Here is a 21,740-nt window from a genome sequence, read left to right as displayed (position 1 = left end):
GTCTCCCCGTTGCCCGCCGAATCCCAGGGCTCGCGCCCGGTCACACCAGGCCGAGTCCCGCGATCAGAGGCGCGTAGAGCGTCCGCACGTACGAGTCCGTGAGGTGATTGTCCCGGTACACCACGACGTTGCCGACGACAGCCGGGCACACGCCGCCGACGCAGAGCCAGGGCGTCAGGTCGACGACCGTCGTGCGTGGCACGCGTTCGGCGGCCTCCACCAACGGGTCCTTGTCCTGGCCGAACGCGTCACCAAAGGGCGTGTCGCATTCCGTGTGCCGTCCGGGGTTGATTTCCAGGCAACGCGGGATGTTCTCGGCCGGCCTGGGCACATCGCGGATCACGCCGGTTCGGATACCGGCGTCCGAGATACGCCGCAACATGGTCTCGTAACCGTCCACGGTCTGCGCACGCGACTCCCAACGCCATTTCAGGTCCTTGTCATAGGACTCGGGAGACATCGCGGAGGTCACCACGAGTTCCGGCCTCATGGCGAGGATTCCGGCGAGTTCGAGTTCGTTCTGGTCGGAGCAGACGGTGAGACCGGCCGGTGCGACGGAGGTGAAGGGGCAGCCGTTACGCAGCATCATCTTCACCCGCCACTCAGGATGCTCGCGCACGAACCGCGCGAAAACGGTACTGAACATCGCCGCGTGCGAGTCGCCGACCAGCACGATCGTCTTCGGCGCGGTCGCCGCGCCGTAGATGCACTTGTCACCGGTGGGCGGCCAGTTCTCGATGTCGTACACGCTGCAGTTGACGGACAGGTCCCTCAGCGGCCAGTCCTGCGTCGCCACTGCCGGGTCAGGAGTCAGCGGGACACCGTCCGGTGCCGCTCTCGGGTTGTCCTTGTCGAGCGCGAGGGCGCCCGGGTGACTTTCATCGAGTCTGGCGGCCGACGCGAGGCGCTCGAGCTCCGCCGAGGCGTACTGCCACGGTACCGTCGCGGCGACCGCCGTGACCGCGACCAAGGCCGCTCCGAGCAGGTATGCGCCGCGGAGCCGGGGTGTGCGGCGGCGGAAGGGCGTGGTCCTCCCGCCGCGGAAGGCGTCTTCGACCAGGTGTTTGGACACCATCGCCAGCGCCAGACTGAGCACGAAGACACCCACCGCCTGCCGCCGCGTCAGTTCCGTGCTGCCCGCGAGCTGCAGGACCACCACGATCACCGGCCAGTGCCAGAGGTACAGGCTGTAGGAGATGTCGCCGAGATAGCGCAGCGGCTGGAGCCCTAGCACGACCGAGACTTCCGGGCGTGCCACTCGCTGGTCGGCGGCGACGGTCCCGGCCAGCAACAAGCCGACGGTGCCCAGCGTCGGGAGGAGGGCGAGGTAGCCGGGAAACGCCATCGCGGTGGTCAGCACGAACGAACCGAGCAGGACCGCGACCATCCCGCCCCAGCCGAAGAGCAGCCGGGCCCCACCCTTGAGCCGGACGCGATGCACGGTCATCGCGGCGAGGCCGCCGAGCCCGAGTTCCCACATCCGGGTGGGCGTCACGAAATAGGCGCGGCCGTGGTCGAGCTCGCTGTAAACCACCGAGAACACGAAAGACGCGGCGGTGACGAGGGCGACCGCGATGACGGCCTGACGGGCGGCCTTCGGCCCGGCGCGGTGGGCCAGGCGAGCACAGACGAGCAGGACCAGGGGGATGAACAGGTAGAACTGCTCTTCGACGCTGAGCGACCAGAAATGCTGGACCGGCGACGCGGCGGCGGTGGCATGGGCGTAGTCGGCGGACTGAGCGGCCAGCGCCCAGTTCTGGACGTTCAGCGCGGAGGTCAGGACGTCGCTCATGATGGCGGGCCAGCGTGAGATCGGCAGGACCAGCCAGGTCACGAACACGGTGCTCAGGAGGACGACCGACGCGGCGGGCAACAGGCGCCGGATACGGCGAGCGTAGAACTCGCGCAGGCGGATGGTGCCGGTGCGGCGCAGTTCGCCGGCGAGGGTGCCGATGATCAGGTAGCCGGAGATGACGAAGAAGACGTCGACACCGACGAAGCCCCCAGGCAACCATTCCGGCCGGAGGTGGTAGACGATCACCAAACCGACCGCCAGCGCGCGCAACCCCTGGATATCCCGACGCTGGGCACGTGGCCCGGCCGACGCCGCTCCCGGCGGAACCGTCTGTTCGACCTGCGCGAGCGCCACCGCACCCCCCTGCCCCATCGCTTCGGCCGCGCGGGACGAAGGCGGCCACTCGGCCAAGAGCGTAGATCACCCGATCGGGCACGTGTCTTCACCCTCCCGAGTGCAGTGGGTCGCCATTGCCGACACGGGCGTGGAGGTGAACTCGGCCGTTCGGCTGACAAGCGAGTCCGATTCATGATTGTTTGTGCACGCACGTGTTCCAAGAAGAGAACTGGGGCTTCACAAGTGAAGAAGAAGATCGCGGCGACCGCCGCTGTCCTTGGCGCAATGGCGTCGACGATCGCGTTCGCGCAGCCTGCCGGCGCGGGTGTCGATCCGAGGTACTACTACGAGTCCAGCTGGTCGACAGAGGGCGACTGCCGGCTCAACGGCCACTCCGGCCAGCAGAGTGGCCGATGGTCGGCCTACTTCTGCTCCGCGTCGACCTGGTCGTGGGACCTCTACATCAAGCGGTAGCCCACGAAGCCGGGCTCCGGCGGCGCGAATTCGCGCCGCCGGAGCCCGGGTGGGAAACCGAAGCGCGGTCAGTTCACCGTCACGGTCGCGGCCACCGGCGGCTGCTCGTCCGCGGGCAAGGCGCACCACCAGTAGGTGAGCGGCTTGCCGAAGCGGTGGAGCCCGAGGGTGACGGTGCCGGGAGTCGAGAAGGTGACCTGCTGGGTGCCCTCGACGCTGAAGTGACCACCGGTCGTGATCCTGGCCGGGTTGTTCAGCACGTCGATCTTGACCTCGCCGGTGCCCGCCCCTCCCTGTCGCAGGAAGCCGACCAACCGGGCCGACCCCGCCGACAAATCCGCATTCGGCCATGGCTCTACGCCGTCGATCTTGACGAAGACCGGCACAGGCACCCCGCTGGTCGCGGTTGCCGGCGCGGTGATCGTCACGTTCACCGTTCTCGGACCGCTGTATGGGCGGCAGGTCTGGGTCACAGTACCGGCGGAGGCGGTACCCGCCGTCACGGTCAAGCCGAACCCGGTGGCCACCGCGATGGCGACGGCCGCGATCTTTCGACGGAACATGGGGAGGTCCTTTCCACTCAAGGCTGCACGGTCACGGTCTCGGCCACGGGCGGATCGGCCTGCCCGCAGTTGTAGTACGGAGGAACGCCGTATCCGTTCGAGGCGAGGGTGCCCGTTCCCGTACTGGTGAAAGTGACTTTCGCCGTCCCCTGCATGATCCACGGATCGCCCGGCTCGAGGACGGTCGGCGAGCTCAGGTAGAAGTTGACGGTGCCGCTGCCTGCGCCGCCCAAAACGAGCCGGCCTGAGGTATAGGGCCTACCTGAACCCGGCCCCGGATAAGGCTGGACGTTTTCGACCTTGACGGAAACGGCAGCCTCCACGTTCTTTTTCACGGTGGCGGGCGCGGTGACGGTCACGTGCACGGTCTGGCTGGCAAGCCTCGGATGACAGGCGAAGGTCTGGGTGACGGTGCCGGCCGCGGCCGAATCCGCCGCCACGGTCAGCCCGAACGCTGTCGCCAGCGCGACGGAGACGGTCGCGATTGTTCGACGAAACACGGGAAAACCCCATTTCCGGTGAGTGCGTGAGCGATCACCGTCCCGCAATCGGCCGGAGCGAAGCGTCTTCCTTCGTGCTATCGGACGCGGAGTGTCGTCACCCGTATCGGTGATTCTCGCCGACTCACCATTCGTGGCGTGTGGATCACCGATTCGTGTCACGCGCCCGCCCACTTGCCGTAGCGGAGGCTTAGATTCCACATCGGCCAACCTGGAGCTCGCTACGCACAGTGTCATCGCCCGCGAGGCCCACCCCTGGCGCAAAACACGAAAGACTTACGTGTTTATCGTAGGAAGATTCACGACCCGCCGACGGCCCGGGAAATCGTTTTTTGACAGCGTGCCAACGTGGTGAAAATCTTCGATCGCTCCTCGCGAGAGCACAACCGAACACGAAATCCGATACAAGGAGCCCCTCAATGCAGATGTTCACCCAGCACGTGCACCACGGCCACGACCTGATCTCGGGTCTGCTCGCGCACCTGGCCCACGTGCTCGGATGGCTGGTCTGACGCTCTAAGCACAGGGTTTGACGGGGGCCAATCTGTTGGCGCGGGTCGGCCCCTCGTGTTTGCGACCCGGTAAAGGGACACGACCGTGTCTCTTTACCGGGTTCCGGTTTTTAACCACTGAAAAGGAAAGTGCGTCAATTCTCAAGGGTTCCGGGCGGACGCGGGCCGGACCCCCAGTAACCGGCCCGCGCCCGAGTTCCGCGCCACCCGACCATGGTGCGGCCGGGACCGGTCCCCGCGCATGGGTGCCTGGACCCCATATTCCGCTGAAGACTCCCTCGTCCGTCACTCTCCGGACATCTTCGTGCGTGCGCTGAATGTGGGGGTGCGGTACCCATGTGCGTGCGACGCCGGGCTGAAACCATGACTTCCGTGACGCCCCGACCAGCCGCGCCGTCCCTGCCGCCGAGGTGGTGGGTACATGGCCAGACCCCGCGCGAACGGACAGCGGACAAGCCCGCATGGGCGGACTTCGCCGAACACGCCATCACCACGCTTCCGCCGGAGCGTCCCCCAGCCGGTGACTGGCGTGTCGAGTTCGCCGGGGTCTTCAGGTCGCTCGTCCACGCCACCTTGCGTGACGCCGTCCCGGACGATCTCCCCGGCGCCGATGTCGAGGCCCTCCGCCGGGGTTTCGCGGCTCAACTCGACCAGCATCTGCTCAACCTCGCGGTCCGGACACTGGTCCTCGAACTCCACCGCGACCGCAAGGCCGGACACCTCCGGGGCGAAACGCCCGAAGAGCGCTTCTCCGATTTCGTGCGACGGCAAGCCACTCCGGCCGGACTCGTCCGGTTGTTCGGCGAGTACCCGGTGCTGGCCCGCCTCGTCGCCCAGGCGTGCCTGCACGCCGCCGAAGCCAACGCCGAAACGCTGGCCCGGTTCTCGGGCGACGCGACCTTGCTGCCCTGCTCGGTCGCCGACGGCGAACTCGGCACACTCGTCGAGGTCGCGGGCGGTATCGGTGACTCGCACGCACGCGGGCGTTCGGTCAAACTGCTCCGGTTCTCCAGCGGTGCCAAGGTGATCTACAAACCCCGGCCGCTGATCCTGCACGAACGGTTCACCGACGTCGTCGAGCACCTGAACAAACGGCTGCCCGGTCTCGAACTCCGGACCGCGGACGCGTTGCCGCGTGGCGACTACGGCTGGCTCCGGTTCGTCGAGCACCGGCCGTGCGCCGACATCGGCGACGTCGACCGCTTCTACCGGCGGCAGGGCATCCTCCTGGCGCTCCTGTACGCGCTCGACGCCACCGACGTCCACTACGAGAACATCATCGCCTGCGGGGACCAGCCGGTGCTGATCGACATCGAGACGCTGTTCCAGCCGTCGCCACCCGATCCGCCGGAGGGTGACCCCGCGGCCGCGATGCTGGCACGATCGGTGCAGCGCACGCTGCTGCTCCCCCAGCTCTTCGCCGGCGAAGACGGCGCCGTCGACATCTCCGGCCTCGCCGGCCGCGGCGGCAAGCTGCCCACCGACCGCGTGGATTGGGCCGATCCGGGCACCGACCGCATGCGGCTGGTGCGGGTGCCCGGCGAACTCGCGGGCGGGAACAACCTGCCGCGTCTCGACGGCCGCGACATCACCCCCACCGAGCACAGCGCCGCGCTGCTGGCCGGATTCCGGCTCGGCTACGACGCGATCTCGACCGGCCGGGACGAACTCGCCGAGCATCTCCGGCGCTGCGCCGAGGATCCCATCCGGGTGCTGATCCGGCCGACGAACTTCTACTTCCGGCTGCTGGACGAGACCACCCATCCCGACCTGCTTCGCGACGCCGCCGACCGCGACCACGCGTTCGACCTGCTCGAACAGGATTCCGCCGACGAGGAGAAGCTGCTCCGCCTCGTGCCCCACGAGCGGGACGACCTCTGGGCGGGCGACGTGCCGATGTTCACCTCGCACCCCGGCTCGACGTCGCTGCTGGATTCACGCGGCGAAAGCGTCGACGGAGTGGTCGACCGGCCGTCGCTGGCGACCGTGCAGGCGAAGCTCGCCGAAATGGACCCGCTCGACCAACGCGACCAGGAATGGCTGATCTCGGCCACCCTCGCCCTCAGCACGGTGACCGAGGGCCACCACGGCGGCTCCGAAACCGCGGAGACGGCGGCACCGAACCAGGCGCCCGACCCGGAACGGCTGCTGGTCACCGCTTGCGGCATCGCCGACCAGATCGTCGCCAACGCCTTCTCCGACGAACACCGCTCCAACTGGCTCGGGATCGAACTCGTCGACGACCGCTACTGGACCGTGCTGCCGATGGGCGCCGGGCTCGGGGAGGGCTACTGCGGTGTCGCGTTGTTCCTCGCCCAACTCGCCGAACTGACCGGGATCGCGCGATACCGCGACCTGGCCGCGTACGCGATCACCCCACTCCCCGGCCTCTTCGCCACGCTCCGCGCCGACCGCGAGCTGGCCGCCACCGCCGGCTGCGGCGGCCTTCTCGGGCTCGGCGGCGTCGCGTACACGATCGCGCGGCTCAGCACGCTGGTCGGCCTTCCCGCCGGCGATCTCATCGAGCAGGCCGTCGACCTGATGCCGGACGCGACTCCCGAAACGCCCTCCGGGTTCACGACGGGGCTGGCGGGCGGTGTCGCGTCGATGCGGTCGGTGTATGTCCAAACAGGACTGGAGTCGGCACTGGCACGGGCCGACCGGTACGCCGGGGAACTGCTCGGCCGCGAACGTCCACAAGAAAGGTCGTTCGCCCGTGGTTCGGCCGGGATCGACTGGGTACTGCGGGCACACGACCGTTTCCGCGAAGAACCGCCCGGAAAGGCGGACGATCGGGCGGAAAGCACCGGCGGCTGGTGCGACGGTCTCGCGGGCGACGCGCTCGGCCTTGCCGCCCACCTGCCCGATCCCGGGTATGCCAGAGACCTCGACCGGACGATCAAACGGCTGGCCGACGGGGCACCGCTGAAGGATCTCAGCCTCTGCCACGGCGAGTCCGGAGTGTTGGACGTGTTGTGCGTGCTGGCGGAGAACGGGCACACTGGCGCCGCCGCCGCGGTACGCCGCCGGACCGGTCATCTGCTCGCCGCCATCGACCAGCGCGGTGCCCGCTGCGGGACCCCCGGCGCGGTCCCCTCGCCCGGGCTGCTGAGCGGCCTGGCGGGAATCGGCTACGGCCTGCTGCGGCTGGGATTCGGTGACCGCGTCCCCTCCGCGCTCCTGCTCCGCCCCGACCGGCCGCATCCCGCGGCCACCGTTGTTCCGCCGGTAAATCGAGTATGAGGAGAAAACCCGCATGTACGAAAGAGATCTGCCCGCCACCGAAGACGTCCTCGGCGCCGTGAACCTGCCGCGCGCCCTCGAGGTCGGCTCGCGCAACCACGCGCTGGCGGGCGGCAAGCCGCGGCTGAGCGCCAACCCGCTCGCCACCCTGTCCACGGACCCCGGTTCGCCGTCCGTCGTCAGCGTCTTCACCGGCGGCTGGATCTGAGACATGATCACGAAGGCGGGTACGCGCCGCCCGCCTTCGTGATCATTTATTGGCCGTGACGGGGAAATCCGCTCGCTATAGTCACCGCGGTGGGGATCCGTTCGTCGCGAGTGATCGGCCGCGACGCCGAACTGGCAGAGCTCTCCGGAGCTCTCGATCGCGCCATCGCGGGTCGCGGCGGCGCGATCTTCCTCGTGGGCGAAGGCGGCATCGGCAAATCACGGCTCGCCATCGAGGCCGCCTCACGAGCGGTCGCCGCCGACATCCCGGTGTTGCAGGGCCGGGCCAGTTCGATCGGCCCGCTCGTCCCGTTCCGGCCGCTGGCCCAGGCACTGTGGTCGCATTTCCGCGGCGGCGGCCCGCCGTCGGCCGCCGAACTGGACCCGTTCCTCCCCGTGCTCGCCCAGCTCGTCCCCGACTGGGGCCGGGGTGACCGGCCGCGGGAGTCGGGTTCCCTGATGGTGCTCGCCGAAGCGGTGTTCCGACTGCTGGCCGTCACCAGCCGCGACCGCGGCGCGCTCCTGGTTCTCGACGATCTCCAGGACGCCGACGCGGAGACGCTGTTCATTCTCGAATACCTCGTCGACAACCTGCCCGCGGCGCAGGCCCTGTTCGTCGGCACGCTCCGCAACGAGCCCTCCGACGCCCTGCGCCTGGCGACCTCCGGCGCGCAGCGGATGAGCTGCGCCGTCGTCGAACTGGGCAGGCTCGGCCTCTCGGACACCCGTGCCCTCGCCGCCGCCTGCCTCGAGACCGAGCCGGGACGGCTTCCCTCGGCCGCGGCGGAACTGTTGTGGCGCAACAGCGCCGGCCTTCCGTTCATCGTCGAGGAACTGCTCCACGGCATGGTGAACGACGGACTGCTGGTCGAGGGCCGCGACGGCTGGCGCGTCATCGGCGAGCTTCGCGCTCGCGTTCCCGCCGCCCTGGTGACCAGTATCGGCGTCCGGATGGAGCAACTCGGCGAGCAGGCGGGTGAACTACTGTCGGTCGCGGCGATCATCGGCCGCCGCTTCCCGCTGACGGTGGTCCAGACGGTCACCGGAACCAACGACCGGACCCTGCACAACCACCTGAGCGCCGCGGTCTCGGCGAACCTGGTGACCACCGACGAGACGACGCCCGGCTGGTACGCCTTCCGTCATCCGCTGACCGCGGAAGCGCTGCTGGCGCGCCAGACGCCGGCACGGAAGGCGGCGCTCGCCCGTCAGGCCGCCGACGCCGTCGAAAAGCTGTACCCGGGGCTGCCGGGCGACCTGTGCGCGCTCGTCGCGTCGCTCCGGCTGACCGCATTGGACGAACAGGCGGCAGGCCGCCTGTTCGCCGAAACCGGTCGCCGTGCCCTCGACGCGGGCGCCGCCGACTCCGCGGTCACGATGCTCACCAAGGCCGTCGACCTGCTCGCCGGGGCCGACACGGGTGATCGGGCCGAGGTGCTGGAGACGCTGGTGCTCGCGCTCGGGCAGACCGGTCAGTTCGACCGCGCCGTCGAGCTTTCCGCCGCGTTCGGGGAGATCGGCACCCTCGAACGGGCCGCGAAACTGCATACCCAGCTGGCCTGGGCCGCCTACATCGCCGGACGGCACGACGAATGCCTGGCCCAGATCGAACGCGCCCGCGCTCCTCTCGGTTCGGCGATCTCACCGGCTCAGCAGGCCGCGCTCGACGCCGTCGAAGCGAACCTCTGGCTGGACGTTCCCGGCCGGGCGGGCACGGCGGAGCGGCTCGCGCGCCAAGCCTGGAAAGTGGCCGAGGCGACCGAGCAGCCGTTCGTCGTCTGCCAGGCGCTGCAGGTGCTCGGCATGCTCGCGCTGTCGCGGGACCTCACCGAATCCGAGCACTACATGCAGCTCGCTCGGCGGACCGCCGAGGACAACCATCTCCACCACCTGCGCACCCAGGCGCTGGTCCGGCTGGGCGGGCATCGCGTGCTGATGAACGGCGACGAGCAGACCCTGCTGCTCGCCCGCGCGGACGCTCAGCGCACCGGGTCGATCACCCTGCACTGCGCGGTCGATTCCGTGCGCACCATGCACGCGATCCTGCGCTGCGAATTCGGCACCGCGCACGCCTTGCTGGCCGAGAACCTCGCCGTGCTGGGCAGGCTCCGGTTGACCGCGTTGCTGCAATACGCCCATATGACGAGGGCGATGTCCGCCGGGCACCGGGCGGACCGCCCGGCGATGGAGCAGGCACTCGACGACTTCCGGGACAGCGGCGGAGAGAACGCGCAGGAGATGGTGCTCAGTATCGGGCTGGCGCGGGTCTTCTGTTCGCTGCTCGAGGAGGACTTCGACCGGGCCCGCCGCGAACTCGGCCAGGTCGTCGAACTGGAGGACCGGCGGCCGAGCCGGTTCCACCTCGCCGGCCAACACGGTCTCCGGACACTCGTCGACACGCTCGGGGGCGTGCCTTGCCCGGAGGATGGCTCCGCCGTGAGCGGGATGCGCTGGAACCGGCAGTTCGTCGAATTCGCGCACGCCGTCGAGCACGGCAGGCGAGGTGACGCGGCGGCGGCCGGACAGGCGGTGGCCTCGGCGCTGGAGACGTCGTCGCCCTATCCCCTGGCCCGCCATCTCGGGCTCCGGCTGATCGCCGAACCGGCCGCCGCCGACGGCTGGGGTGATCCGGCGGGCTGGCTCAAAGAGGCCGAAGAGTACTTCCATCGCAGGGAGATCCCCGCGGTCGCGGCCGCCTGCCGGAGCCTCCTGCGCAAACTCGGCGCACCCGTCCGGCAGCGCCGCTCCGGGGTCGACCGGGTACCGGGTGACCTGCGGGCTTCGGGCGTCACCGTGCGCGAGTACGAGGTCCTGGTGCTGCTCGCCGAGCGGATGGGCAACAAGGACATCGGCGCCCGCCTGCACATCTCGCCGCGGACGGTCGAGAAGCATGTCGCGAGCCTGCTCGCCAAGACCGGCCTCGCCGACCGTGCGGCCCTCGCCGAACACGCCGGCGGACCGCGACCTGGCATGCTGTGATCCATGAGCGACCTCACCGTGTACGGCGCCGGTTGGTGCCCCGACGTCAAACGCAGCCGCGCCCTCCTGGACTCGAAGGGCATCGAGTACGACTACCTCGACGTCGAAGCGGATTCCGGCGCCGAGGAGGCCGTGCGGGCGCTGCAGAACGGTGAGCGGCGCATCCCGACCATCGTCTGGCCGGACGGCACCCACCTGGTCGAGCCGAGCGACGACGAGCTCACCGCGCACCTGAACCGGTGACCCTTCCGGACGTGCCGCTCGGCACCAGGGTCGTCGTCCGGTATCGGATCGAGGGCGGGTTCACCGACGCGCTCGGCTACCTCCGTTCGCGTGATGACACCGACTGCACGGTCGAGACCAAACGCGGACTCGCGACGATCCGGCTGGCGGACATCGTGCTGGCGAAGACGGTCCCGCCGCCACCGCCGCCACGTTCCCGCCCGGCCTGACCACCCGTTTCACCCCGGCGACATCGGGTAAGCCAAGGAATCCCCACAGGAGGTTCCCTTGGCTGACACAGCGAAAGACCCGGACGGTCCCACCGAATTGTCCCGGCGATCGTGGTGGGCGGTGCTCAAACGGACGTTCGTCCAGTTCAACCGCGACAACATGCTGGACTGGGCGGCGGCGCTCACCTACTACGGCGTGCTCTCCCTCTTCCCCGGTTTGCTCGTGCTGACCGCGATCCTCGGGCTCCTCGGTCCGTCGGCGACCCAGGCACTCGTCGAGAATGTGAGCCGGATAGCGCCAGGTCAGGGCCGGGACATCCTGGTCGGCGCCATCGAGGAGCTGTCCAAGACCGGAGGGCTGGCCGGAACGGCGGCGATCCTCGGCACCGCGGGCGCGTTGTGGTCCGCGTCCGGCTACATCGGCGCGTTCATGCGGGCGTCCAACGTCATCTACTCGATGCCCGAAGGCCGCCCGATCTGGAAGACCGTGCCGTTGCGGATCGGACTCACCATCGCCGTGCTGATCGTGCTCGCCCTGTGTGCCGCCGGGGTGGTGGCGACCGGCGGGATCGCCCGCTACCTCGGCGACCTGATCGGTCTCGGGTCGACCGGCGTCCTCGTCTGGGACATCGTGAAATGGCCGGTGATCGCGCTGCTGGCGGGGCTCGCGTTCGCGATGCTCTACTGGGTGAGCCCCAACGTGCGGCAGCCGAAATTCCGGTGGCTGACGCCGGGCGGCATCGTGGCCGTGCTGCTCTGGGCCGCGGCCACCGCCGGGTTCGCCTTCTACGTCAGCAACTTCGGCTCGTACAACAAGGTCTACGGTTCCCTCGCCGGTGTCATCGTGTTCCTGATCTGGCTGTGGATCTCGAACATCGCCGTCCTCCTCGGCGCCGAACTGGACGCCGAACTCGCGCGTGGCAAGGAACTCGCCTCCGGCTCCCCGGCCGACGACGAACCCTTCCTCCCACCGCGTGACACCAAGGCGATGGACGACGACGAAGCAGCCGCGGTCGCCGAAGCCGAAACGAAGAGCTCCGACTGACACACGATCTGGACATCGTCGACTGCCTTCTCTCGACTGTCCACAAGGGACACTTTCCGAGGTATGTCAAAGGGGTCGTGAGTGGCAAAGAGGGTTAGAACGATCATTGCCACTCACGACCCCCTCGCCAAGCCCGTCTCCCACACATGTGAAGGGCTCCTCCCCTCGGCCACGGGAGGAGCCCTTCACATCGGGTACTAGCTCTTGCTCGACTTGGTGGCCTTCTTCTTGGCGTCCTTGACCTTGCCCTTGACCGTCCCGACCGCGTCCTGCAGCGGCGCGTAGGTGCCGTAAAGCGCGGGATCGGGCTTCGGAGCGGTGCCCGGTCCTCCGAGCGGCTCGGGCTCCATCAGGTACTCGATACCGTCTTCGCCGAAGCTCCAGCCACCCTTCGAACCGTCCGGGCCGTCGGACAGATGCCAGATGGTGTTGTTGTGCTCCTGGTTCTCCTCGTCGAACAACGCCGTCGGCGCGATGTCGCTCTCCAGACCGTCGGCCTTGAGCTCCTCGATCGCGGCGAGCCACTGCTTCTGGTGCACCGTGTCCCGCGCGAGGTTGAACTGCAGCATCGCCTTCACGCCGGGGTCGTCGGTCATGTTGTACAACCGGGCCGTCTGCAAGCGACCCTGCGCCTCGGCCGCGGCGTTCGCCCGGAAATCGGCCAGCAGATTGCCCGAGGCCACGACGTAGCGGCCGTTCCAGGGATAGCCCTGGCTGTCGCTCGGCGTGGCGCCGCCACCGGAGATGATCGCCTGCTGCGGGTCCATCCCGCCGAGGATCGCCGCGGTGGCCGGATCCTTCGCGGCTTCGGCCACCATGGTGGCGGGCGCGCCTTCGAGCAATCTGGCGACCATCGTCGCGAGCATTTCCACGTGACCGATCTCCTCGGTCGCCGTATCCATGATCAGATCCTTGTACTTGCCCTCGATCCGGCAATTCCAGCCCTGGAACAGGTACTGCATGGTGACGGTCATCTCACCGTAGGCGCCGCCGATGAGCTCCTGCAGCTTACGGGCGTACAAAGCGTCCGGTTTTTCGGGTTTAGCCTCGAATTGGAGTGATTTGGTATGACGGAACACAGAAAACCTCCAGAGAATTGAGGGGAGAACGGGTCAGCGCGAGTCGGCGATCGGCGCCTTGGAACCGGAGAGCGGAATGAGCCCGAGTGCGATCATCCCGATGGCCAGCCCGAGGTGCAGCCAGTTGTCGGCGGTGTTGACCGGCACGAAATTCGCCGCCGACCCGTGGTCGATCAGCAGCCCGTACAGCCAGAGCACGAGATAGATCACCCCGCCTCCGACGAGGAAGGCCTTCGCGCCGCTCACCGTCCGGGCCAGCAGAATGCCCGCGACGCCGAACGCCAGGTGGACGATGTTGTGCAGGATCGACACCTGGAACACGCCGAGCAGCAACGCACCGGACTCGTGCCCGGCACCGCTCAGCTGGTCGTAGTTCGTGGTGATACCGGGGATGAAGCCGAGAATGCCGACGAGCAGGAAGACCGCGCCCACGCCGAGGGCGATGAGCTGGCGCGGAGCCCGCCGAACAGTGGCCGGCGATGCAGTCATGATTTCCTCCGATCCAGGTGGAACAGGACTGTCGGACGCCCGATGGGCGAACAGCACGCGAGTACCCGGGGGAAAGCCCGTCACACAGGGAAATGGGGGTTTTCGATTCCGTGCGAATTCCCGTGTAATCCGACCTGTCCGGGGTAGCCCCTGCGGAGCACACACGTCATCAGGAGGGTGGAAATCGTGGCCGAGGACGACACACCGCAGGCCGGGCCGGCCGGCAGGCTGCTCCGCGCCGGATTTCACGCCCTGGCGGCACTTCGCGGCGCCAGGGCCTTCCACCCGAACGGTCTACTGTTCAACGGTGAACTTCAGGCTTTACGGCGTGATGAGCTCGCCCTGCCGGAGGAACCGGTCGCCGTCACCGTGCGGATGTCCAAGGGCGCCGGTCTCCCGGGACGCGTGCCTGACGCGCTGGGGCTGGCGGTGCGGATCCCCGCCGTCGGAGGTCATCCGTGGGATCTCACGTTGACCACTTCGGGCACCGGCCTCGTCGGCCGCGTGCTGCCGCGGCCGGCTCGCGCCTGGACCGCCGGCCGCTACAGCACGTTGTTGCCGTACCGCACGAAGGGCGAACTGATCTGGCTGTCGGCCCGCGCGGAAACGCCACGGCACGCCGAAGCGTCGCTGGACGGATTGAGGCGGCTGATGGCTGAAGGGCCGGTGACCTTCCTCTTCGAGACCGTCCGCGCGAACGGACATCGGAACCCCTGCGCGAGGCTGACCCTCGACGAGGTCGACGACGACTCCCCTCAGCCCGCCTTCGATCCGATGCTCAATTCGCCGCCCGACTGGGAGCTGCGGCCGGGCTGGCTCACCGGGCTACGCGAGCGGGCCTACGAAGGTAGTCGAAAAGGGCGTTAGATCTTTCTCAGCCGCGCGGTATAGGTCGTTATACACGAAGCGACTTTCCCCGAGTACGTGAAGGCCCCCTTCATTGCGTCTAGCGCAGTGAAGGGGGCCTTCACGTACTTCAGGCGACGAGCATTACGGGTAGCTCACCAAGTTGCTCGGCCGTGTGTCCGGCGGCGTCACCGCCCCGGCGTCGTTGATCACGTGCGTGATGGTCCCCTTGTAGTTCAACGAAACCGTCACCATGTTGTGGAACCGCACACCGGCGCGGTTCGGCACCTCGAACGCGTGATACAGGTTCACCGACGGGTTGTCGTTGAAGAAGCAGTAGCTGCCCAGGCCCCACGCCTCGTGGGAGGTCACGCTGTCCCCCACCTTGTACGCGGCGTAACCGTTGAGCCCGTTCGGACTCTTCCAGCCTGCCTGATCCGGGACGTCGTACGGGATCTCGTTCTGGAAGAAGATCGTCCTGCCGTTCTGGCCGTTCCAGATCACCTGGTACTTCTGGTAATGCTCGACGAACAGGCCGGTGGCCAGCACGTTGTCGCCGTTGACGACCACGCCGGTGTCTCCGGTGTTGACCGCCCAGCCGTAGGTGCCCGCGTTGCCGTGGTCGGCCCGCCACGCCCAGATGTGGTCGATGATCGTGTCACGGCTGTTGACGATCAGGCTGTTCGTCGCCTTCCCCGCGATCTGGCCGCCGATCCGGAAGAAGACGTCTTGCAGGGTCGTCGGGTTCGCGGAGTGGTTCGCCGTCGAGCCCGCCTGCCCGACCGTGAGCAGCGACTGCGAGTTGGTCGTCCCGGCGTCGAACAGGAGGCCCTTGATCCGGACGCCGTCCACGTCGGCGACCTTCATGGCGTCGACACCGTTGTCCGGCACCAGTGTCGGGTAACCGACGCCGAGGACGACGGTGTTCGCCTTCGTCACGTTGAGCGTCTGGTTCAGGTGGTAGACGCCCGGAGTGAAGAACAGGTTGCAGCCCTGGGAGAGCGCGGTGTTGATCGACGCCGCCGTGTCCCCCGCCTTCACCACGTAGAACTGGCTCATCGGCAGCGAGCTGCCCGGGGTGCTGCCGTTGGCCCAGCTCGGCCCGGAAGCGTTGGTGCGCGACGAAGGCAGGAACACGCGATACTTGCCGGAGCCGTCGAGGTACAGATACGGGACGTCACGGGACACCGGCGTGGTGCCGAGCGTCGTCTCGGGCGGGTTCGGGAAGGTGTTCGCGGGCGCGCCACTCGTCCCCGAGAAGACCATGTTCCAGACCCCGCCGTCCCAGCTGCCGTAACTGCTGTCCCGGGTGTACCACTGCTGCTGCGAGATCGACGCGGTCTGCCCGGACACCTTGCTGTCGGCGGTGTAGCCACCGCTGGCGAACCCGTAGCTGGCCGGGTAGAGCTGGAGCCCGCCGCGAATGTCCATCCGGCGGAACGGCGCGGCCTGCGCGACGGCCCAGCGGGTCGATCCGCTACTCGGGACGACGGCCAGGTTCTCCGCCGAGCGCCAGAAGTTCTGCAGCGCCACCCCCTTGTCCGACTCGTTGAACGCGTCGACGGTCACGTCGCCGTTGATCACGACGTCGCCCGGGTTCTGCCCGAGCCCCGCGACGGAGGTGTAGTAGCCGACGTTGTCGTGGATGCCGTTGTACACGCCGGGCTTGAACAGGTGCGCGTACCGGCGCTCGGTGAACTGCGCGGTCAGGGTGTCCTTCTGCGCGTTGAAGTCCGCGTCGAGTTTGGCCTGGATCGACGACGCCGACATGCCGGGGTCGAAGATCCGCACGTTCGGGCCGAAGTCCGGGACCTCGGCCTGTGCCGGGCACGTGGCCTGCGTCGATCCGATCGTGTAGCTCGCCGACGCCACCGGGGAGCTCGCCGAACCGGACTTGATCGCGATCGCGGAGATCGTCGAGGTGGCGGAGACCGTGATCGGCCCGGTGTACACAGTGGACGACGCGGTCGGCGTGGATCCGTCCACTGTGTACCGGATCGTCGCGCCCGTGGTCGCGCTCGACAACGTCACCGAGCGGGCGCTCGGGTAGCTGCCACCTGGCGGATCGAACGTCGGTGAGGCGACGGTCGTGCCGCTGCCGCCGTGGGTGTACGTGAAGTGCGGGGTGTCGTACTGCGGCCCGCTCTTCTCATAGGTGAACCAGTAATCGAGCACCGTGCCCGCCGACAGCGAACCGACGGTGTGCCGCCATGTGCCGCCGTTGTCGGTCATGCGGACGTTCTGCTGCCCCACTCCCGGAACGCCGGTGTAGTGGATGTCGACGTACCGCGCGGGGGTCGACGGAGTGAAGGAGAACTGTGCCTGGCTCGCGTTCAAGGAGGCGGCAGTCTGGCTGTAGTCGGCGGCCGCGGCGGTGGCACCGCCCAGCCCGGCCGCGATCAGGAGTGCGGAAAGGCCGGCGGCGAGCACGCCGCGCACCCCTTTCCGCCATGGGGACCGCACAAGGATCCGGTTCACGTCGTGACACCTCCGGCGTTGGAAATCCACGGGCGAAGCAATTCGTTGCGCGCGACAACAAAGTAGCCGTCCGTGCGATATGTCCAGATCACGCTTCGGTAACACTGGTGGTCCAAACCACTGAGTGCGCCGGACAGGGCAAGGCGATACGGCCGTTCGGCGTCCCTGGTGCGGTGCGATCGGGTGCCGTCAGCGGTCCGGGACGACGTAGAGCGTCGACGCTTCCCCGCCGTGCATGGCGCTCAGACTGGTCCGGCAGGCCAGGAGGACCTCGCGGTTCGCGACGGTGTCCGGCGGGACACCGCAGCCGTCACAGAAGAGCTCGACCGCGCCGGGGAAGGTCTCGTCGACCCGGACTTCGACCATGCGATCGCAGCGACGGCACCAGCGATGCCCGGTGACGATCAGGACGTGCATCGGATCGGAGATGCACTGATGCACCCAGCCGCGGTGGACGTAACACGTCGTCCGGACGTGCGCGCTCAGGCCGTGCTCCTCGGCCACGTCCTCCGCGGCGAGGATCGCGGCGAGCCGCCGGTCGGGGATCTCGCTGTACCGGTCGCGGCGCCGCGCCGGTGGGGCCGAGTCCGCCGCCGCGAGCAGTCTGAGATGAGCCCTTGAGGGTGGCTGAGTACGTAGCACCATGTCGGTCTCGACCTTTCGGCGTCCACCGGAAGTCTTATCAGCTCACTTCCGATTTCGCCGGAGTGACACCCGACCGGGCGACAAGGACCCGGGAAAAGTTCGTTTGTACGGCCCTTGTATTCACCCTGCCCATGCTGTCCGGACAAACCGAATCCGCTCAGGAGGCAGGAATTGTTGACCAAGGTAGCCGTGCTCGCGACAGCGACCGCGCTCTCCTTCGGCGTGGCCGCCGCACCGGCCGGCGCCGAAGTGACCGCGTTGCCCACGGCCAACATGGAAGCGGTGCTCAAGGCCGCGCAGATCGACCCGCGCCGGGCCGACAGCGCGCTGACCCCTGGTGCCAAGGACAGCGTGGTGCTGGTGGAGCAGGCGCTGGCCGACAAGGGACTGCTCGCCCAGCAGTACGTCGACGGCCATTTCGGGACGTCGACCATCACGGCGTACTCCAGCTACCAGAAGTCGCTGGGCTACACCGGGCTCGACGCCTCCGGCCTGCCGGGAAAGACGTCGCTCGAGAAGCTGGGCGAGGGCCGGTACACCGTCACCGCGGTGGTCTCGGCGGGTAGCCGCCTGACCTACCACGGCAAGACGATGAACACGCGGACCAAGGCGATGCTGGTGAAGGCCGAGGGTCTGCTCGGCAGGCAGCTCACCATCACGCAGGGCTCGTACAACCCCGGCGGCGTCGGCGCTTCGGCCGGCACTCACGATGGTGGCGGCGCGCTCGACATCGGTGTCGAGGGCATGTCCTCGACCACGCGGACCGACGTCGCGCGGAAGCTGCGCCAGGTGGGCTTCGCGGCTTGGGTCCGGACCCCGGCCCAGGGTTTCGCCTACCACATCCACGCCATCGCACTGTCCGATCCGGACCTGTCGTCGGGCGCGCAGCACCAGGCCGGTGACTACTACCTCGGCTACAACGGCCTCGCCGGCCGCGGTTCCGACGACGGCCCCGCCGTCACGCCGAAGCTGACCTGGGAGGAGTACCAGCGGTCCTGACCCCGCCGGCCGGAGGCCACCTTCGCCGACGTCGATCGTCGCGAAGGTGGCCTTCGGGCTGTCCGGGAAGCCCCGGGTAGGCTTCGGCGCGACGGCAAAACCAGCGGGAAGGGAACATCGCGTGGAGGCTCAACCGGTCGGTCAGTGGCTCGACGAGCTGGCATCGAAGGCCTCGACGCCCGGTGGTGGCGCGGGTGCCGCGATGAACGCCGCGGTCGGTGCCGCCCTGGTCTCCATGGTGTGCAACCTGACCATCGGCAAGCCGAAGTACGCCGAGCACGAGGCCACCATGACCGAGGCGCTCGCCAAGGCCGAGGACCTCCGGACGCGCGCGCTCGGCCTCGCCGCCGACGACGCCGCCGCGTTCGACGCGGTGGTCGCCGCGTACAAGCTCCCCAAGGCCACCGACGAGGAGAAGCAGGCGCGTACCGCCGCGATCCAGGCCGCGCTGGTCGGCGCCGCCGAGGTCCCGCTGCGCACGGCCGCCCTCGCCGCCGAGGTCATCGACGTCGCCGCCTCGATCCTCGAAGGCGCCAACACCAACGTCATCTCCGACATCGCGGTCGCGGCTTCGTCCGCCAAGTCCGCGCTCGAATCCGGTGTGGTCAACGTCGAGGTCAACCTCGCGTCCATGGCGGACGAGCAGCTCCGCAAGGAGACCGAGGCCCGCCTCACCGAGTACACCCCCGCCGCCGGGCGCGCCGACGCCCTCATCGCCCAGGTTCGCGAAAGGCTCGCCCGATGACCCTGATCGACGGGCGCGCGATCGCCGCCGCCATCACCGCCGAGGTCACCGAGACCGCCGCCAAGCTCCGCGAATCGGGCACCGCCCCGACGCTCGCCGTGCTCGTGCCGACCGACGACGACGCCACCGCCTGGTACGTGCGCTCGATCGAGCGTGCCGCGAAGAAGGTCGGCGTCGACTGCCGCGTGGTCCAGCTCGAGAAGCCCACCGGCGAGGACGTCACCCGCGAACTCGACAAGCTTTCCGCGGACCCATCGGTCCACGGCATCATCTGCCAGACCCCGTTGCCCGAAGGTGTCACGCTCGACGACGTCGGCGCGCACATCGATCCGCGCAAGGACGTCGACGGCGCCAACCCGGTCAGCCTCGGCCGTCTCACCGCGGGCCTCCCCACCTACGCGCCCGCCACCGCCGCCGCGGTGCTGGAGATCCTGAAGCGGGAGCAGGTCGCCCTTTCCGGTGCCCAGGTCACCGTCGTGGGCCGCTCGACCATCGTCGGCAAACCGGCCGCGCTGCTGCTGCTCGGCGAGCACGCGACGGTCACCGTCTGCCACTCCCGCACCAAGGACCTCGCGGCGGTCACCAAGACCGCGGACGTCCTGGTCGTCGCCGTCGGCCGCGCGCACTTCGTCGGCGCGGACCACGTCAAGCCCGGTGCCGTGGTGATCGACGTCGGCACGAACCCGACTCCCGAAGGCGGGCTCGTCGGCGACGTCGATCAGGCCGCGGTCGAGGGAATCGCGGGTTCGATCACGCCGGTCCCCGGTGGTGTCGGCCCGGTCACGACGTCGCTGCTGCTGCGGCACACCGTCACCGCCGCGCAGTCCTGATCCACCGAAAGGGTGGCGAGTCCACTGAGGACTCGCCGCCCTTTCGCTTGCCTGTGATCAGGCACCACACACGAAGTTACGCCTTCAATCACGCGAGTTACGTCCCGATCACCGTCTCCACCACCTTCCGCACCTGTGCCGTTTCCGGCGCCGGGGCGGTGCGGTCGGCGTAGAGCAGATGCGCGGCACCGATGAGCGTGGCCGCGAGGGTTTCGACGTCGGCGTCCGCCGCGATCCTGCCCTTCGCCCGTTCCGCATCGAGATAGCCACCGATCATCACGGCGGCCTGGGTCAGCACCGGAACCCCGGCGGGCCACTCGCGGCGCAAGCGGGCGCGCAGTTCGTCGCGGAAGATCACGAGCGGGACGATCGCGACCGCGACCGACTCGAACACCGCGGTGAGCGCCGAGGTGAGGTTGTCCACGATCGTTCCGGTACCGACGGCTTCCCGAAGGCCTTTCTCGTCCAGCCTCTCGATCCGGTCCAGCACGAACTCGGCCAGGAAGCCGTCGAAGTCTTCGAAATGCCGATGGAGAACGCCTTTCGCGCAGTCCGCCTCCGTGGTCACGGCGCGGCTGGTGAGCCCGCTCGGCCCGTCCCGCAGCAGAACACGCTCCGCCGCGTCGAACAACTGCGCGCGGACGGCGCGCAGGGCTACCCCGGTCGGCATACGACTCCTTGCGTTGACGAGTGGGCAAGCGCCCACTTAAGGTGGGCACATGCCCACTCTACCTTCGGGGCAAGAGCCTCATCGCCATCGACAGGCCGCGGAATCCTTCGGCGTGGACGTCGAACGCTACGACCGGACCCGGCCCGCCTATCCCCCGGAACTCATCGGTCACCTCATCGCCGCCGCTCCTGGCCGCGACGTCCTCGACGTGGGCGCCGGCACCGGGATCGAAGCGCGCCAGTTCCAGGCGGCGGGTTGTCACGTCCTTGGCGTCGAACCGGATCCCCGGATGGCCGAGTTCGCCCACAGGAGCGGCATCGACGTGGCGGTCGCGAAGTTCGAAGACTGGGAGCCCGCCGGACGCCGGTTCGATCTGCTCGTCTCCGGACAGGCCTGGCATTGGGTCGACCCGGTGGCGGGCGCCGCCAAGGCCGCCGAAGTACTACGGACCGGCGGACTCCTGGCCGCCTTCTGGCACGTACCCGAACCGCCTGAAGAGGTCGCGAACGCCTTGGCGGACGCTTACCGGCGGCTCGTGCCGGATTCCCCGATCGATCTCGACAGCGTGCCGAAACAACCCTCGGACCCGTACGGGCCACTCATCGTCAAGGTCGCCGACGGCCTGCGCGAAGCGGGCGGGTTCGGCGAACCGGAACGAAGCCGCCACGACTGGGACCGGGTCTACACCCGGGACGAATGGCTCGACCAGCTTCCGACGTTCGGTTCGCTCACCTGGGTCGAATCCGCAGTGCGACAAGAGATCCTCGCTGAAGTCGGCGCGGTGATCGACGGGATGGGCGGACGGTTCACCGTGCGCTACGCCACCGTCGCGATCACCGCGGTCCGGGACTGA

The 21,740-nt window shown here is 68.6% G+C and carries 20 protein-coding genes; 12 read left to right on the top strand and 8 right to left on the bottom strand.

The window, feature by feature from the left end:
- Positions 1-40: 40 nt before the first annotated feature.
- Complete coding sequence (locus BLW75_RS03115) at positions 41-2,149, bottom strand: acyltransferase family protein (protein WP_034318714.1); 2,109 nt, start codon at positions 2,147-2,149, stop codon at positions 41-43.
- 225 nt (positions 2,150-2,374) lie between these two features.
- Between BLW75_RS03115 and BLW75_RS03110 the strand changes: the two genes are divergently transcribed.
- Positions 2,375-2,605, top strand: coding sequence for a hypothetical protein (locus tag BLW75_RS03110; protein WP_034318590.1), 231 nt, complete (start codon positions 2,375-2,377; stop codon positions 2,603-2,605).
- 68 nt (positions 2,606-2,673) lie between these two features.
- Here the strand turns inward: BLW75_RS03110 and BLW75_RS03105 are convergent, their stop codons facing one another.
- Together BLW75_RS03105 and BLW75_RS03100 are read right to left on the bottom strand one after the other, a co-directional pair.
- Positions 2,674-3,168, bottom strand: coding sequence for a hypothetical protein (locus BLW75_RS03105; protein ID WP_034318593.1), 495 nt, complete (start codon positions 3,166-3,168; stop codon positions 2,674-2,676).
- 17 nt (positions 3,169-3,185) lie between these two features.
- On the bottom strand, positions 3,186-3,716 hold the full coding sequence (locus BLW75_RS03100; RefSeq protein WP_143055286.1) for a hypothetical protein: 531 nt from the start codon (positions 3,714-3,716) through the stop codon (positions 3,186-3,188).
- A gap of 827 nt (positions 3,717-4,543) precedes the next feature.
- Between BLW75_RS03100 and BLW75_RS03095 the strand changes: the two genes are divergently transcribed.
- The 6 genes from BLW75_RS03095 (at position 4,544) to BLW75_RS03070 (ending at position 12,106) form a co-directional block, all read left to right on the top strand.
- Complete coding sequence (locus BLW75_RS03095) at positions 4,544-7,423, top strand: type 2 lanthipeptide synthetase LanM family protein (RefSeq protein WP_241783907.1); 2,880 nt, start codon at positions 4,544-4,546, stop codon at positions 7,421-7,423.
- A gap of 13 nt (positions 7,424-7,436) precedes the next feature.
- The gene (locus BLW75_RS03090; RefSeq protein ID WP_034318598.1) at positions 7,437-7,631 is read left to right on the top strand and encodes a hypothetical protein; all 195 of its coding nucleotides are present in this window, start codon (positions 7,437-7,439) and stop codon (positions 7,629-7,631) included.
- An 89-nt stretch (positions 7,632-7,720) separates the two neighbouring features.
- On the top strand, positions 7,721-10,609 hold the full coding sequence (locus tag BLW75_RS03085) for a helix-turn-helix transcriptional regulator (RefSeq protein ID WP_034318601.1): 2,889 nt from the start codon (positions 7,721-7,723) through the stop codon (positions 10,607-10,609).
- A 3-nt stretch (positions 10,610-10,612) separates the two neighbouring features.
- Positions 10,613-10,852, top strand: coding sequence for a glutaredoxin family protein (locus BLW75_RS03080; protein WP_034318604.1), 240 nt, complete (start codon positions 10,613-10,615; stop codon positions 10,850-10,852).
- Positions 10,849-11,061 carry a putative acetyltransferase gene (locus BLW75_RS03075; protein ID WP_034318607.1) on the top strand — a complete coding sequence of 71 codons (213 nt, stop codon included), beginning with the start codon at positions 10,849-10,851 and terminating at the stop codon, positions 11,059-11,061. Before BLW75_RS03080 ends, BLW75_RS03075 begins: the two co-directional genes overlap by 4 nt.
- Positions 11,062-11,119: 58 nt before the next feature.
- Positions 11,120-12,106, top strand: coding sequence for a YihY/virulence factor BrkB family protein (locus BLW75_RS03070; protein WP_034318610.1), 987 nt, complete (start codon positions 11,120-11,122; stop codon positions 12,104-12,106).
- A gap of 197 nt (positions 12,107-12,303) precedes the next feature.
- Here the strand turns inward: BLW75_RS03070 and BLW75_RS03065 are convergent, their stop codons facing one another.
- The gene (locus tag BLW75_RS03065) at positions 12,304-13,185 is read right to left on the bottom strand and encodes a manganese catalase (RefSeq protein WP_034318613.1); all 882 of its coding nucleotides are present in this window, start codon (positions 13,183-13,185) and stop codon (positions 12,304-12,306) included.
- Between the two features lie 33 nt (positions 13,186-13,218).
- Entirely contained in the window at positions 13,219-13,674 is a 456-nt protein-coding gene (locus tag BLW75_RS03060; RefSeq protein WP_034318616.1) for a DUF4383 domain-containing protein, read from the bottom strand.
- Positions 13,675-13,860: 186 nt separating this feature from the next.
- On the opposite strand from BLW75_RS03060, the gene BLW75_RS03055 reads away from it, so the two are divergent.
- Positions 13,861-14,541, top strand: a complete 681-nt coding sequence (locus BLW75_RS03055) for a hypothetical protein (RefSeq protein ID WP_091596829.1) — start codon at positions 13,861-13,863, stop codon at positions 14,539-14,541.
- Positions 14,542-14,664: 123 nt separating this feature from the next.
- Here BLW75_RS03055 and BLW75_RS03050 read toward each other — a convergent pair whose 3' ends face one another.
- Together BLW75_RS03050 and BLW75_RS03045 are read right to left on the bottom strand one after the other, a co-directional pair.
- Positions 14,665-16,989 (bottom strand): chitobiase/beta-hexosaminidase C-terminal domain-containing protein, encoded by a 2,325-nt coding sequence (locus tag BLW75_RS03050; protein WP_395766709.1) that lies wholly within the window; start codon positions 16,987-16,989, stop codon positions 14,665-14,667.
- A 198-nt stretch (positions 16,990-17,187) separates the two neighbouring features.
- Positions 17,188-17,643: a hypothetical protein gene (locus BLW75_RS03045; RefSeq protein ID WP_034318622.1), complete on the bottom strand. Its 456-nt coding sequence runs from the start codon at positions 17,641-17,643 to the stop codon at positions 17,188-17,190.
- 171 nt (positions 17,644-17,814) lie between these two features.
- On the opposite strand from BLW75_RS03045, the gene BLW75_RS03040 reads away from it, so the two are divergent.
- From BLW75_RS03040 to BLW75_RS03030, 3 genes are all read left to right on the top strand, one after another.
- On the top strand, positions 17,815-18,642 hold the full coding sequence (locus BLW75_RS03040) for a peptidoglycan-binding domain-containing protein (protein ID WP_034318625.1): 828 nt from the start codon (positions 17,815-17,817) through the stop codon (positions 18,640-18,642).
- Between the two features lie 121 nt (positions 18,643-18,763).
- The gene (locus tag BLW75_RS03035; RefSeq protein ID WP_034318628.1) at positions 18,764-19,387 is read left to right on the top strand and encodes a cyclodeaminase/cyclohydrolase family protein; all 624 of its coding nucleotides are present in this window, start codon (positions 18,764-18,766) and stop codon (positions 19,385-19,387) included.
- The gene (locus BLW75_RS03030) at positions 19,384-20,217 is read left to right on the top strand and encodes a bifunctional 5,10-methylenetetrahydrofolate dehydrogenase/5,10-methenyltetrahydrofolate cyclohydrolase (protein ID WP_034318631.1); all 834 of its coding nucleotides are present in this window, start codon (positions 19,384-19,386) and stop codon (positions 20,215-20,217) included. The genes BLW75_RS03035 and BLW75_RS03030 overlap by 4 nt, the downstream gene beginning before the upstream one ends.
- A 97-nt stretch (positions 20,218-20,314) precedes the next feature.
- Here the strand turns inward: BLW75_RS03030 and BLW75_RS03025 are convergent, their stop codons facing one another.
- On the bottom strand, positions 20,315-20,887 hold the full coding sequence (locus BLW75_RS03025) for a TetR/AcrR family transcriptional regulator (RefSeq protein WP_034318634.1): 573 nt from the start codon (positions 20,885-20,887) through the stop codon (positions 20,315-20,317).
- A 112-nt stretch (positions 20,888-20,999) separates the two neighbouring features.
- Between BLW75_RS03025 and BLW75_RS03020 the strand changes: the two genes are divergently transcribed.
- The gene (locus tag BLW75_RS03020; RefSeq protein WP_034318637.1) at positions 21,000-21,740 is read left to right on the top strand and encodes a class I SAM-dependent methyltransferase; all 741 of its coding nucleotides are present in this window, start codon (positions 21,000-21,002) and stop codon (positions 21,738-21,740) included.

This window comes from Amycolatopsis lurida (assembly GCF_900105055.1).
GTDB classification, from domain to species: Bacteria; Actinomycetota; Actinomycetes; order Mycobacteriales; family Pseudonocardiaceae; genus Amycolatopsis; species Amycolatopsis lurida.
The sequence above is the reverse complement of the archived record's forward strand: the minus strand, read 5'-3'. Positions and strand labels throughout refer to the sequence as shown.

Coding starts and splice junctions, on each gene's coding strand:
- BLW75_RS03105 (WP_034318593.1), bottom strand. CDS start 3,168: ATGTTCCGTCGAAAGATCGCGGCCGTCGCCATCGCGGTGGCCACCGGG.
- BLW75_RS03095 (WP_241783907.1), top strand. CDS start 4,544: ATGACTTCCGTGACGCCCCGACCAGCCGCGCCGTCCCTGCCGCCGAGG.
- BLW75_RS03090 (WP_034318598.1), top strand. CDS start 7,437: ATGTACGAAAGAGATCTGCCCGCCACCGAAGACGTCCTCGGCGCCGTG.
- BLW75_RS03080 (WP_034318604.1), top strand. CDS start 10,613: ATGAGCGACCTCACCGTGTACGGCGCCGGTTGGTGCCCCGACGTCAAA.
- BLW75_RS03060 (WP_034318616.1), bottom strand. CDS start 13,674: ATGACTGCATCGCCGGCCACTGTTCGGCGGGCTCCGCGCCAGCTCATC.
- BLW75_RS03045 (WP_034318622.1), bottom strand. CDS start 17,643: ATGGTGCTACGTACTCAGCCACCCTCAAGGGCTCATCTCAGACTGCTC.
- BLW75_RS03030 (WP_034318631.1), top strand. CDS start 19,384: ATGACCCTGATCGACGGGCGCGCGATCGCCGCCGCCATCACCGCCGAG.
- BLW75_RS03025 (WP_034318634.1), bottom strand. CDS start 20,887: ATGCCGACCGGGGTAGCCCTGCGCGCCGTCCGCGCGCAGTTGTTCGAC.